This window comes from Sulfodiicoccus acidiphilus, from assembly GCF_003967175.1.
In the GTDB taxonomy this organism is placed as follows: Archaea; Thermoproteota; Thermoprotei_A; order Sulfolobales; family Sulfolobaceae; genus Sulfodiicoccus; species Sulfodiicoccus acidiphilus.
The window spans coordinates 1,839,039-1,851,829 of the sequence record NZ_AP018553.1; the positions used below are offsets into that span (position 1 = coordinate 1,839,039).

Annotated in this window: 11 protein-coding genes and 1 pseudogene; 1 reads left to right on the forward strand and 11 read right to left on the reverse strand. The window is 54.7% G+C overall.

The annotated features are described in order from the left end of the window. Positions 1 to 1,572 precede the first annotated feature (1,572 nt). From HS1genome_RS09355 to HS1genome_RS09405, 11 genes and pseudogenes are all read right to left on the reverse strand, one after another. Positions 1,573 to 2,565 (reverse strand): glycosyltransferase family 2 protein, encoded by a 993-nt coding sequence (locus HS1genome_RS09355; protein WP_158613782.1) that lies wholly within the window; start codon positions 2,563 to 2,565, stop codon positions 1,573 to 1,575. 891 nt (positions 2,566 to 3,456) lie between these two features. Then, on the reverse strand, positions 3,457 to 3,894 hold the full coding sequence (locus tag HS1genome_RS09360; RefSeq protein WP_126450721.1) for a hypothetical protein: 438 nt from the start codon (positions 3,892 to 3,894) through the stop codon (positions 3,457 to 3,459). Between the two features lie 517 nt (positions 3,895 to 4,411). After that, the gene (locus tag HS1genome_RS09365; protein ID WP_126450723.1) at positions 4,412 to 5,170 is read right to left on the reverse strand and encodes a sugar phosphate nucleotidyltransferase; all 759 of its coding nucleotides are present in this window, start codon (positions 5,168 to 5,170) and stop codon (positions 4,412 to 4,414) included. Next, positions 5,170 to 6,390 (reverse strand): UDP-glucose dehydrogenase family protein, encoded by a 1,221-nt coding sequence (locus tag HS1genome_RS09370; protein WP_126451397.1) that lies wholly within the window; start codon positions 6,388 to 6,390, stop codon positions 5,170 to 5,172. The genes HS1genome_RS09365 and HS1genome_RS09370 overlap by 1 nt, the downstream gene beginning before the upstream one ends. Next, positions 6,387 to 7,306, reverse strand: a pseudogene (locus HS1genome_RS09375) (NAD-dependent epimerase/dehydratase family protein). The gene HS1genome_RS09370 and the pseudogene HS1genome_RS09375 overlap by 4 nt, the downstream one beginning before the upstream one ends. Before the next feature lie 195 nt (positions 7,307 to 7,501). Next, entirely contained in the window at positions 7,502 to 8,560 is a 1,059-nt protein-coding gene (locus tag HS1genome_RS09380; RefSeq protein ID WP_126450725.1) for a glycosyltransferase family 4 protein, read from the reverse strand. A gap of 28 nt (positions 8,561 to 8,588) precedes the next feature. Then, entirely contained in the window at positions 8,589 to 9,629 is a 1,041-nt protein-coding gene (locus tag HS1genome_RS09385) for an NAD-dependent epimerase/dehydratase family protein (RefSeq protein WP_126450726.1), read from the reverse strand. Positions 9,630 to 10,148: 519 nt separating this feature from the next. Beyond that, positions 10,149 to 10,355 carry a class I SAM-dependent methyltransferase gene (locus HS1genome_RS09390; RefSeq protein ID WP_126450728.1) on the reverse strand — a complete coding sequence of 69 codons (207 nt, stop codon included), beginning with the start codon at positions 10,353 to 10,355 and terminating at the stop codon, positions 10,149 to 10,151. Positions 10,356 to 10,400: 45 nt separating this feature from the next. Continuing rightward, the gene (locus tag HS1genome_RS09395; protein ID WP_126450729.1) at positions 10,401 to 10,661 is read right to left on the reverse strand and encodes a hypothetical protein; all 261 of its coding nucleotides are present in this window, start codon (positions 10,659 to 10,661) and stop codon (positions 10,401 to 10,403) included. Positions 10,662 to 10,745: 84 nt separating this feature from the next. Beyond that, positions 10,746 to 11,255, reverse strand: a complete 510-nt coding sequence (locus HS1genome_RS09400; protein WP_126450731.1) for an HAD-IIIA family hydrolase — start codon at positions 11,253 to 11,255, stop codon at positions 10,746 to 10,748. Beyond that, the gene (locus HS1genome_RS09405) at positions 11,252 to 11,461 is read right to left on the reverse strand and encodes a phosphoheptose isomerase family protein (RefSeq protein WP_126450733.1); all 210 of its coding nucleotides are present in this window, start codon (positions 11,459 to 11,461) and stop codon (positions 11,252 to 11,254) included. Before HS1genome_RS09405 ends, HS1genome_RS09400 begins: the two co-directional genes overlap by 4 nt. 19 nt (positions 11,462 to 11,480) lie before the next feature. Here HS1genome_RS09405 and HS1genome_RS09410 point away from each other — a divergent pair, with 19 nt between their 5' ends. Next, positions 11,481 to 12,530, forward strand: coding sequence for a glycosyltransferase family 4 protein (locus HS1genome_RS09410; protein WP_126450735.1), 1,050 nt, complete (start codon positions 11,481 to 11,483; stop codon positions 12,528 to 12,530). Positions 12,531 to 12,791 lie beyond the last annotated feature (261 nt).

A 12,791-nucleotide genomic window follows, 5' to 3' on the forward strand; every position in this document is an offset into this window, starting at 1 on the left:
TTTCCATTGCCCTGTAAGGCGGGAAGAGCCAGAGCACCCCTAAGAAGTTATCCAGAGCCTTGGTGTCGCGAGGGACTTCTTCTCGATGTCCTTCTACACCAACTTCAACTACTGTTCAAAGGCGTAGGAAAGCGAGTTCGTACCTCGTTGCTATGTTCTCCTTACCTTACCCTCTGTCACTGATGTATTTCTTCATGTGTGCAAGAAACATTCTGAGAAATTAGTCAGAAATTTCGAGAGATTTTCAGAAAATCTACTAAACATATTCTTAGAAAGAATTTAAACAGAGAACTAGTCTCCATCTTTAATGTATATGATGAAACTGTTGAGTAACACGAGGCATGAGGTGGAGTCATTAACGAATCTAGGGATTCAAAAGTTACTGACTTAGTATATTCGAAAATATTTCAGGGAGTATATTCCACACTATAATAGAGGATTTCGCAGAGTATGGAATCGCTTCGAATACTGAGGATTTGTTAGTTACCCTAACGGGACAATATCCTTCTGAAAAGTTATACGAGGAATTTAAATATTTAAATATATATGAATATAGAATTAAATAAAATATTTAAAAAATAGAATAGATTATCTCATATATTTTAGGATTAAATATAATGCAGCTTCTTCCTTATATTCTTTGATCAGGCTGGTTAAACCCTTAGAACTGGTAGATACCGGTGTAGTTGATAGCGTTTCTACTTATTTCGTTTTTGAACGCCTTGAACTTAATGGACGAGGAAATCTCTATTCGATAGATGTAAGAGATAACGTCGGAACCTCACCGCAGGAGGACAATAGAGAAAATTTCAGATAATATCTTTCAAAGATAAATTAAATTCAAGAGTGAACTTATCAAAGTTTTCTCTTTTTGATGTTTTCATATATAACTTGAATCATGCATATTCTTAGCAATACTATGAATACACTTTAGCTAAAGAATTTATAGGCTTAAATGGGTTTATCATAAGCGTAGATGTCAACGCTTCCTACTTCCGTTTATTTTATTAAAAAAATTATCAATAATTATAGAAAAATATTTAATATAATAAAAATTTAGCTCATGATTTAGAGGTACATTGTAAATATATCCAAAAATGTCAGCACTAACACTGTAAGTGCGTAGATAGTTAGATGAACCAATAACAACGTTATGTTTACAGTGAATGTGGTAAGAGTTTTAAGTACAAAATAGAGAATGTAAAGAAAGTCATCACGCAGTCTAAATCAGGAATTGGCACAGAGTTATCTTCTGTAAGAGTTTTAGTGATATCACGAGCTCTTATAGCTGAGAGTGCTAGTCTATACTATTTCTTCCGTTTCTGCTAGATCCTTTTTCTTCCTCAATGAGCTCCACGGGACTATAAATAGTGTGTTTGAGGTCTGTTCCCAACCCTACCGAAGGCAATACAGTTATGAGAGGTAGCGACTCGTAATGAATTAGACCTACGGGAGGGTTGAGGAAGAATGGAAGTACCCAGAGAATGGGGGAGTAAAGGAGCAGCTCGTTATGCCAATTGTCACATTCGAAAGGTCACTCTTTTTAAGAACGCCTGAGCTCTCATAATCTAGCTAGATTGTGAGAGCTCGTTTCAGCTCCATTTCAATTTTCTTCCTCCAAATAGTGATCTTAATTCTTTCGGGTAAAAGGGGTAGTATAAGTAGGGCCCAATAGTTCGGAGCTCTAAATCTCCAAAACAGGTAACTCAGCCATAACAGAAGGTCAGAAAAGGTGAGTTGAGGGGGAACGGAAGAAAGGTAGGTCCGAGGAAGAGAGTTAAAGATAAGTTTTTCTCTAATTAAAAAGTACTTTGCAAAGAATCTACTTGTCTGATTTCCGTTCTCCACCATTAACAACTCGTCACTCATATTTTTCTGTGTGGCATCACTAAATTTGATCAGTGTTTCCTTAACAGAGTTCGCTAACCTAGTGTTATTTGAGTGTATTCTGTAGATGGTCAACAGCTCAGGCGAGTCCACAATTACTTCCCCTCGACAGAGCGCCTGATGGAGGAGGAACACGTCAGGCGTGATTGACACCTTCCTCAGGAGTTCCTGGTCGATAATCGTCCTTTTCAATGCAATGGAGGAGGCGTTGTACCACATTCCATTCACTATAATTTTCCGTATTTTTCTCTCGTTCATTTCACTCGTCTTAATGAGGAGATCATGTCCTTCTCTACCTATCTCCTTCCCCTCCTCGTTAACGTTTATCCTCCCATTGTGGAAGTAGTCAACTCCTAAGGAGAACTGTTCGTGGACTCTTTGCAGTCTAGTAAACACGAACCTGTCGTCGTCCTCGAGGGGAGCAACGACGTTACCGACGGAGAGCCTGAGGCCGTCGTAGAGCTTACCCCCTACGCCCTCCTTACTCGACAACACAGACGTAACTCCCCACTCCTTTAGTTTTCCATCTATGGTATCGTCGGAGAAGTTCTTGACCACGATCACCTCGTATTTGTTCCTGGGGAGGGTCTGATCTAGCGCAGACCTCACCGCTTCGAGGAGGTACTTCTTCCTATAGTGGGCGGTAACGAGGACCGAGATGTATGGCTCTGAGTCCAAAGCTAACGTATTGATCGAAATTAGAGGTAGCTTATAAAATGCCCTGGCCTAAAAGCAAGTGTGACGTCGGTTAACCAGAGCAATGCCTTGATCCCTTTCCTGAGATTACGTAGCTTAATTGTGGACCATCGAACACCTATCAACACTTAGAGAGTTAGGACGTAACCTCTTGAACCTTTCCTTCATAGGGTGAAAGGACCCACCCGGCTTCACCGTATGATCGTACGGGCTAGCTCTATTGGTTAGCTGTTTCCTAGGACCTGCCCATTTACCTTACCCTCGACAGGTTTATTTCGATCCAAGGACGTAGGTGACTGTGGACGAATGGATAAGCCTATCTCGTGGTGTAAGTCAGCCCATTTAGCCTGAACTCGTTAGTCCTTGGCTCGTCTTCCTCAGCTAAAGTGTTAAGGTGTCTAAGGTGCTAATTCCTTTTTTGCCAGTTTCCTTCCGTCTTAAGAGTCTCGCATTCAGAAGAATGTCCAAGCATGAATATCCTAATAAGGTTAAAAGGTCACGAACTTCTCCTACCACGACCTACAAATGTCTTTAGTAATAGTATAGGTACGTTAGGAAAGTCATTGTGTAGGCGACGTCTCCAACTTTGCGTTTGTACAACCGACTAGATCAGCTTTCGTCGAAGGCCATTAGAGATTGAACAGTGTAATACAGTTTGGGGAGTAGCCACGAACCAGCCCACCACATTAGAGATAAAATAAACCTAGGTTGAGGGGGCGGAAGAACGCTCATCGTTGAAGAAGTTCTTCGTTGTCCCTTTCAAGCTGACCGTCTATTGCCCTCAATACAGCCCTAGCTAGAAACTTCAGCGACTTCACACCCACCGTATCACACAGCGCCAAGGAACCCCTTACAGACTCTGATAAACTATTTTTAATCCAGTCTCTTCCTCTTAAAGCCAAATAGAGGTTTGTTTCTAACTACGAGGTAATACCTCACGGGGTTGTTGTAAACTCGGATGCCTCTTGCGCTTTCGGAACGATGCCCCAGATGGACGAGTTTGGAGAGTAGGAGTAACGTGTGGCCACAGACGTTGTGGGGAGGCCTTACCCCCTCTCCGACTTGATGTCGGATCATGGGTTTATCGTAGACGTATATTCCCCTCTTCCTAGCTCTGTGGCAATACTCGTCATCTATTACGTAGGAACAGTTGCTCAGGCCGACCACGCCTCGTCCGCATCTCACCTTAACACCTTCTTGGTGATCCAAAGTCCTTGGAGGCACATCCAGCGTTGAATACCATAGTGCGTGTAGCTTTCTATCAGTCGAGAAACCGTTCAGGTCGCAGTTCTCGACTCCAGGGATCTCCATTCAGGTACTCCCACACCTCAATTCCTTCCTTGACCAGTTTTAGGATCGATCCCTATTGCCGTCGAGAACTTGCGTTGGGTCCGTGAAAGACGCGCTTCACCTACCATCTGTCACATTCTCCTTCTATGACCTCGTTCTTAGCCTCACAGTTTTTCCACGGAACTTGTGCCCCACGTTCAGGCAAACTTGCTTCGAAGCCATCCTTTAAGGGCAAGCGAGGTAGAGGTGAGGGAAAGGTACCCAACAGAGAGTCGAGCTGTCTAGTTTAACCTACCCCTCGACCGTTATTGATTTGGAGGAGTTTAGCACACTTCCCAGCTCTCCTACAGGAGCTGTGTGTTCCTTGAAGGTGTGTGTAGCTTCCCTTCAGTAGTGAGGGCCTTCGTATCCAGCGGCCGACCAGGACCTCAGCTATCGGGAAGTTGCCAATCCCTTCCTTCTCAACCTTCCCTATCCGGGTCCCTTAAGGGTCGAGAAAATCGATACTACTTTCGTCGCGGACTGTTCTGATCGCCCCTCACTTAAGGCTCTTCCTGAGGTAATCCAGGTAGCCTTCCATGTTCCCCAGGTCGTACACCTTCCCCACTTCCACCGCCCTGAACTGCACCCCCTCCCTGAGGAGGAGCCTTATGGCGTCGGTGAGTTGGAGCTCGTCCTCGGGCTCCACCCTCCTGAGGGCCCTGAAGACTTCCCTGTCGAACTCGTAATACGGTACCACGACGACGTTGGACTTGGGATTGACGGGCTTCTCCTCCAGTTCCACCACCGTTTCCTCCCTCACGACGACTACACCGTAGGGCCTTGGGTCCTCGACCCTGGTCACCAGGAAGGAGTTGACTGACATCCTCTCCAGGGGGAGCTCACCCACCACCGTGTCTGCTCCGACTACGAGGAACCGGTCCTCAACGTAGGGCTCGGCCCTCAACACGGCGTCACCGAACCCCCTCGGCTGGGGCTGGTTCACGAAGGCCACGTTAGACGACTCTACCCTACTGTAGAAGTCCCTCAGGTTTGCAGCCTGCCTCAACTTCCCCCTGGACTCTAAGTAGTCCAAGAAGTTCCCGTCGGGCGTGAAGTAGTCCTCTATCACCCTCTTCCCCCTCCCCACGACTATCAGGAAGTCCCTCACTCCGGCGTCGTGGAGTTGCTCGAAGATCACTTGGATCACGGGTTTGAGCTGACCGTCTACGGGAATGGGGAGCATCTCCTTGGGTATCTCCTTCGATGCGGGGAGCATCCTTGTGCCCAGCCCGGCCGCAGTTATCACCGCCTGCATCACTCCACACCCAGGCCCACTGCCCTGAAGAACCTGGGGTCCATGAGTGCAGGGTCGAGCACCCTCCTGCCGTCGAGGACGTACTTCCCCTTCAGGAGCCCCTCTATCCCCCTGAACTCGTCCCACTCCGTAGCTATAACCACCGCCTCCGCTTCGCGTACGCACTCCTCCTTGGAGGAGGTGGACAGGTCGATCCTGGCCTTGGGGTCGTAGGCCACCACGCGAGCTCCCTCCCTCAGCAACAGCTCGACAACCTTCATCGCAACGCTCTCCCTCGTGTCGTCTGTGTTAGGCTTGAAGGCCAGCCCCAGGACGCACACCTTCCTTCCCCTGAGCGGCCCCGCTAGGCGTTCGAGCGTCCTCACCGCCCTCCGAGGCCTCTCCTCGTTTCCCTCTACCGCGGCCCTGACCGTCTTGGGCTCCTCCCCGAGCTGGGCGGCGAAAGCCAGGAAGGCCCTGGTGTCCTTTGGGAAACAGGAGCCTCCCCACCCTAGGCCGGCGTTCAGGAAGTGGGGGGAGATCCTCCTGTCAAGGCCAATTGCCCTGGCCACTCGGTTGACGTCGCACCCGGGGAGCCTCTCGCAGACGTCGGCTATCTCGTTGATGAAGGACACCTTGAGGGCGAGGAAGCTGTTGGAGGCGTACTTAACGAGCTCAGCCTCCTCCGGAGTGAGCCTGAGCACCGGTGCGCCGGTGAAGGACCAGAGGGACTCGACCAGGTCACCCGCCGACGCGCTGAAGCTCCCTATCACCACCCTGTCCGGTCGTAATGTGTCGTGGATGGCGCTCCCCTCCTTCAGGAACTCCGGGTTGGACACCACCTCCCTGTCCGCGACCGACCTCACCCTCCTGGCCGTTCCGGGGACGACCGTGCTCTTGATCGCCACTACGGCGTCCCTCCCGAGCACGGTGGAGAGGGACCTAGCGGCGGAAAGGACGTAGTCCAGTTTGATCTTGCCGTCCACGGTCGGTGTGGACACCGCTACGAACGCCAGCTCCGCGTCCCTCAAAGAGGAGTAGTCCGTGGAGAAGTGGAGCCTCTCCTCGTTCTCGGAGAGGAGGTCGTCCAACCCCGGCTCGAAGATCGGTACCCTCCCCACCTTCAGGGCCTCCACCTTCCTCCCGTCGACGTCCACCCCCACTACGTCGTGTCCCCTGTCGGCCAGCACCGCGGCAGTGACGAGGCCTACGTACCCCAGGCCCACCACGCCTATCCTCACTTCGTTACACCCCTGAACCAGTCCACGGTTCGCCTCAGGCCCTCCTCTAGGGGGGTTTTGGGTTCCCACCCCAACAACCTCTTAGCCCTGGAGCAGTCCGCCGCCCTCCTCGGCGGGTCGTCCTGCCTCGGGGGAGGAACTTCACGTCTGACCTACTCCCTGTGAGCTCTATCACCTTCTTTGCCAGGTCCAAGATCCTCACCTCCACGTCGGAGCCGACGTTCAACACCTGCCCCTTCGCCTCGTCGACGCGGATAGTCCTGAGGGCCGCGTCTACCCAGTCGTCGACGTAGAGGAAAGCCCTGGTCTGGGTGCCGTCGCCGAACACGGTGAGGGGCTCCCCCCTGAGGGCCTGAAACACGAACCTCGACACCACCCTCCCGTAGGTCCCGTCCTCCCTGAGCCTCGGCCCGTAGACGTTGAACGGCCTGTGGACCCTCACGTCCAGCCCGTACTGCCTGTAGTATGCCATGACCAGGGCCTCGGAGAACCTCTTGCTCTCGTCGTAGCACGACCTCACCCCCACCGGGTTCACGTACCCCCAGTAGTCCTCCGGGGTGGGCACCACGGACGCCTTGCCGTAGACTTCGGACGTGGAGGTGTAGAAGAACACCGCGTCCGACTTCCTGGCCACCTCAAGCATCCTGTACGTTCCGAGGGAGTTGGAGAGCGCAGTGTCCACAGGGTGCTCCATGTAGTCCTCAGGCGAGGGCCTGGCGGCCAGGTGCGCTACTACATCGAACTTCTCGCTCGTCTGGAACTCCTCGGCCCTCTGCCTCACCACCTGAACTCCCTCCGGAGGAGAGAAGTACTTGGAGGTCGAGAAGTCGTCCACCACAGTGACGTCGTGTCCCTTCAGGGCGTCCACTAAGTGGGAACCCAAGAAGCCCGCCCCACCGCTTACGAGGAACTTCACAGGGTTCGTAAGGTGGGTGAAATATAACGTTTGTTGGATGTTCCTAAGTCGCTGTAGGCCTTAGAACCTTGTCTCTTTCCGTCACGTGTTGGGGTTATGTAAGTGGGACAAGTCGACTCGATCGGCCGGACCTAGCTTAGTAGAGCGAAAGGACGTGAACTCGCGGGTTCGCTGTCCCTCCGCAGTCAGCACCTGTTAGACATCCCTTAGAACCTCTAAGTATCCCCTCGCAGTTCTCTCCCAGTCGTAGTTCAGCGACTCCAGGTAGCTGGTGCTCCAGAGCTTCAGTCGTTCTTCCTCGTTCGTGAGGATCTCCTCCACGACTTTCGCCGCACCCTGAACGTCCCTGTAGGGAACCGTGAAACCGTTCACTCCCTCCTTCACGACCTCAGGTAGGGAGCCAACTGCGTACGCCACTACTGGCGTACCACAGGCGTTGGCCTCCACTACGGTCATCCCCCATCCCTCTACGAAGGAGGTGGATAAGACGACCCACGCCCGCTGGTAGAGTTCGACCTTCCTCCTTCCTTGGACTCTCCCCACGTAGGTCCCTCCCACCTCCTCTACCGCCTCTCTTACCTCCCCCTCCTGATCGCCGTCCCCTGCCATAACCAACCTGACGTTTGAGCGGACGTGAGGGGAGAGGTGGCGATAGATCGCCACCGCGTCTAGGGGATTCTTGTACTTCTTCAGCCTCCCTATCCAGAGGATCAGGGGCTCCTCGCTCCTCTCCCCAGGCTTGTAGGTCTGGTGGTCTATCCCACTGAGGATCACCCTGACCGTTCCCTCGGCCACACCCAGCCGTTTAACTAAGTCCCTCTTAGTAGTTTCAGATATCGAGACGATCGTGTGGTAACCCCTGACGAAGCGCTCCAACCTGCGGAGGAGTGCAGCTCTGAGGGGATCTAGCTCCAACCTCAAGACGTCCTGATGAACGTGATACATTACGGCCGCAGAACGCGGGTTCACGAGGTATGAGAAGAATGGGGCGGCGTGTGCTACACTGTCGAGGACGACCTCGTGCTTCTTAGCCTCGGCTGGAGCGTAGATGTGGAGGGTTCCGGCTCCGCCCTTCCTCTTTACCCTAACTTCGTCCACGAACTCCTCCTCGGACGAGCCAGGGAAACGCTCGCTCATCCACGTCACCTCGACCCCCCACCTAGCGAGTCGTCTAAGAACCTCGAAGAGGATCGCTTCGGCTCCCCCCGCAGCTGGGTGGAGAGGGTCCCTGTGGTTAAGCACCAACAGGTCCATGAAGGAACCACTCGAGGGCTAGTGTAGCTCACACCTTCACCGAGGCGAGGTAGTCCTGGGCCCACTTGACTAGCCTGCTCACTCCCTCCCTCACGCCGATTTCGGGCCTCCACCCCAGCTCCCTCTCCGCCTTGGAGACGTCTGAGACGTAGACCTTCTGGTCGGCCCTCCTCCAGTCGGAGAAGCCGACCCTGGGGGACTTACCGGTGAGCTCCCTCAGGAGGGAGAGGAGCTCCAGGAGGGAGAGGGTGTTCTCCGGGCCTCCCCCCAGGTTGTAGACGCCGTGCTTCAGGCCGGAGGAAAGGAAGAGCCTGTAGGCCCTGACCATGTCGTCCACGAACAGTACGTCCCTCACCTGCTTCCCGTCCCCGTAAATGGTGATCGGCCTGTCGGTGAGCGTAGCGATGGTGAACCAGGCGACCCAGCCCTGGTCCTCCACCCCGAACTGGTGGTCTCCGTAAACGCAGCTCATCCTGAAAACGCCGGTCTTCAGGCCGTAAGTGTGGTGGTAGTCCTGAGCGTAGAGGTCGGCGAGGAGTTTCGACGTTCCGTAGGGAGTGTGGCCGGTGAGGTCGACTCCGAAGTCCTCCGGAACGCCGTTCCTGAAGCGGGAGTCGGCGAACTCGTACCTCGTGGGCTCCTCCCTCACCGGTATGGCGTTCACCCTCTCGCCGTACACCTTGTTGGTCGAGGAGAGGACGAAGGAGGAGTCGTTGAGCCTAGCCGCCTCCAATACGTTCAGTGTACCCCTGGCGTTGACCTCGAAGTCGGTGACGGGATCGGTCAGGGAAGTGGTTACTGCGACCTGTGCGGCGGTGTGGACTATTACGTCAGCCCCCTTGGTTGCCTCCAACACTGCAGACCTGTCCCTGACGTCTCCCTTAAACAGGCGAACGGAGGGGAGGTGCTCTATCCTCCTCCAGTTGTACAACGGATCCCCCAAAGACTTCCCCAGGAGGGACCCCCTGCCGAAGTTGTCGAAGACGACAACCTCGAAGCCGTCCCTAGCGAGGGACTCGGCCACCCTAGAACCAATGAACCCGGCTCCGCCCGTTACTACTGCCTTCATCTGTTTAACGAGCTCTCTGAGGTATATATCCTTAGCGTGTCGCGAGAAGGCGATGTGCCTGAATGCTAAGCTGATGTCCTTCGCTAGACTCTAGACTACGTCGTTAAGGGCTCCAAGGGGGAACTCAGTACGTCACTCACTCGTAGCTCACATAATCTCCCTACTGGTGGGAGACCTTACTCAGTCCGAAGTAAAGAAGCTCTCAACGGAAGTGTTCTCACGTGGATCTACTTCGTCGTAGGTGCTGACGTTTAGTCCCAGCGTTGGATGGGGCCGAGGTCTGGTGTTGAGCTTTTCCGACCTGAAACCCGCGTTAAGCCGAACCTCCCGTAGACTAGCCCCAAGCTGTTCTACTGGTTCTGGATTACGTGGAGGGAGTAGCCGTTCATCTTGAGGTCCTCTAATACCTTCTCCCTAGAGTCGAACTTCCACTCCTCTAGCATCTCTGGTACTCCTCTGATTTGACCTCGCAGCCGTCGCAGTCCACCTTCGGGAGAAGGTCTGACCTGTACCTTTCAATTAAACTCGAGAGCGAGACGCTCCTCCCCCGTCTTCGAGGGACACTCCTCCCTCTACCACTTCGATGTTGTTCAGGCCGTTCTCCTTCAGGTTTAGCTCCATCAGCGCCACCTTCCTGCTCTTAACCTCTACGGCCACCAAGTTCTTCGCCCCCTTGAGAGAGAAGAAGAGTGCAGTCTCACCTATGGAGTCTCCCACGTCAAACACGGTTTTACCCCTGTCGTCGTAATCGTAGTCCCAGAACCCGTCTAACTAACCCAACCTCCAACCGTGGAATTTGAGGCGCTTGACGTAGTCGAACTCCAGGAGGTCGTCCTCTATGTTGGTAACCTTGAGTCTCTTCACCCTCTGGACCTCGTCCGGGGTCATGGTCCTCACGGCTCCGTTCCTGAACCTGCAGGTGATCCTAGGCCTTTCAAACAACATACCTAACATCACCGAAGGCCAGTTGGAGAAGGTCGTGGAGTACATCTTCTGAAGGGTCACCAACCTGGACGGCGGGACGAAGTACATGAGGTGCAACCTAACCTGTAGTTTATAAGTACCTCGTTCGTAGATACGGACCCGCCTGGAGTTACCCCGAATAGATCTGCAAAGTCAGCGTGCTGACCTCAGTTCCTCCAACACCTGCAGGGCCGCCTGGTACAGGTCCCTCTCGTCCATCCCCACCGTCACCGTCCTGCAGCCGGCGGCCTCCCCGGCGAGCCTGTCGGCCTCCTGGTCCCCCACCATGAAGCAGTCCTTGGCTCCGGTGGCTGACTTCACCATCTCCAACATCAGGGGAGAGGGCTTCCTGCACCCGCACCCCAAACAGGGACAGTAAACGACAACGTCGACCTCCCAGTCAATTAGCTCGAGCATCCTCCCCGTGAAGTTCAGCAGGTCTTCCCAGGTGAAGTACCCCCTCCCTACTCCCGACTGGTTCGACGCCACCGCCACGAAGAGCCCCTTCCCCTTCAGCACCTCCACCGCCTCCCTCGCCCTGTGGGTCAGGACGCATTGGGCCTCCCTCCAGGCGTAGTGGAAGTCGTGACAGAGCGTCCCTGTCCAGGAACACCACCCTCTCCGCCCTGGGCAACCTGAGTTCCCTCGAGGTGGATGCGTCAACCACGGGCACCCTGGGCCAGTTCAGCCTCGACGAGCTCAGATACCACGTGGTACACCACCTCGTGGACCTCCTGTATCCTCGGAGTCGACGTGGACGGTACCTTGACGCAGACGTCGCTCAACCCGCACATGAGGTCGCTCTTCGCTCCAGTGATCCCCACCACCTTCGCGCCGATCTCCCTGGCCGCCTTCATTCCGTTGAGCACGGACTTGCTCTTCCCACTGATGCTTATCGTGAACCACAGGGACCCCTCCCACCCGAGGGCGGGGGGAGCGGAGGACGGACTTCTGGAGACGGCCACGAGGTTAGTCAGGATGGGAGTGGAGGTGCACTGGCTCAGCGAGGACTTCGGTGGGAAGAGGGAGGAGGAACTGAGGGGGATCCACGTCGTCAGGAGGGGGAACTCCCTCACCTTACACCTCCACTCGCTCCTCCTTGCCAGGCACTACGACGTGGTGCTGGACAGCGTTGCGCACGCGGTGCCTTTCCTGTCCAACCTCACCAACCCTCGCACCGTGGCCAAGGTGCACCACGTCCACCAGGAAGTGCTCGCTTACGAACTCCCCCCTTACAAGGCGTGGCCGGTGAGGACGGCGGAGAAGTTCTGCAGGTTATACAGCAGGGTGGTGGTGCCATCCAACGCCACCAAGGAGGACGCGGAGAAGCTGCTGGGAGTGAGGGAGGAGGCGATCACCGTGATCCCAGACGGAATAGACCACAGCAAGTTCACCCCAGGGGAGAAGGGGGAGCCCCTCGTCGTCTGGCTCCACAGGTTGAAGAGGTACAAGAACCCCCTGGACGCCATAAAGGCCTACAGGAGGGCCAGGGAGATGGGTCTGAGGGCTCGCCTCGTGGTGGCGGGAGGGGGAGACCTGGAACGGGAGGTGAGGGAGGAGGTGGGCAGGACCGAAGGCGCCACCTACCTCGGCAGGGTGAGCGACGAGGAGAAGAGGGTGCTCCTGAGGAGGGCCTGGCTCTTCCTCTCCACCTCGTTCGTGGAGGGGTGGGGTCTCTCGGTGCTGGAGGCGAACGCCTCTGGCACCCCTGCGCTAGTCTACTCCGTGGGCTCCCTTAAGGAGCTCGTGAAAGACGGGGTGAACGGGGTGAAAGTGAGCTACGGCGACGTGGAGGGCCTAGCTAGGGCCATGATCCACCTGTTCGAGGACGAGGTGAACCTGAGGAGGATGTGGGCCACGTCCAAGGAGGAGTCACTGAAGTACGACTGGGACATCACTGCGGAAAGGTACTACAACTACCTGAAGGGCTTGGCCTGACGCTGAAGTGTTAGACCGCCCTCACACTCCTCGAGGCGAGATCGACCGATGCCGCGTCTCAATCTCGCGAGGACGTAGGCCTAACCGGAAAACAGGTGTCCTCCTCGAAACCAAGGAATACCCCGTTCGCGGTCTAGCCCCTCCATAGAGTCCATTGCAGTGGGTCCTCGAGGGTCCACATTATGAGTGCTCCCCTCACCGTGACCGACGTCCAGGTCTACAGTTTCCGACCACCGCGTCCCGTTCGCGTACTGAACGAAC

Bases quoted from the DNA above. Each gene is read 5' to 3' on its own strand.
- HS1genome_RS09360 (WP_126450721.1), bottom strand. From the start codon at position 3,894: ATGGAGATCCCTGGAGTCGAGAACTGCGACCTGAACGGTTTCTCGACT.
- HS1genome_RS09365 (WP_126450723.1), bottom strand. From the start codon at position 5,170: ATGCAGGCGGTGATAACTGCGGCCGGGCTGGGCACAAGGATGCTCCCC.
- HS1genome_RS09380 (WP_126450725.1), bottom strand. From the start codon at position 8,560: ATGGACCTGTTGGTGCTTAACCACAGGGACCCTCTCCACCCAGCTGCG.
- HS1genome_RS09385 (WP_126450726.1), bottom strand. From the start codon at position 9,629: ATGAAGGCAGTAGTAACGGGCGGAGCCGGGTTCATTGGTTCTAGGGTG.
- HS1genome_RS09395 (WP_126450729.1), bottom strand. From the start codon at position 10,661: ATGTACTTCGTCCCGCCGTCCAGGTTGGTGACCCTTCAGAAGATGTAC.
- HS1genome_RS09410 (WP_126450735.1), top strand. From the start codon at position 11,481: ATGCTTATCGTGAACCACAGGGACCCCTCCCACCCGAGGGCGGGGGGA.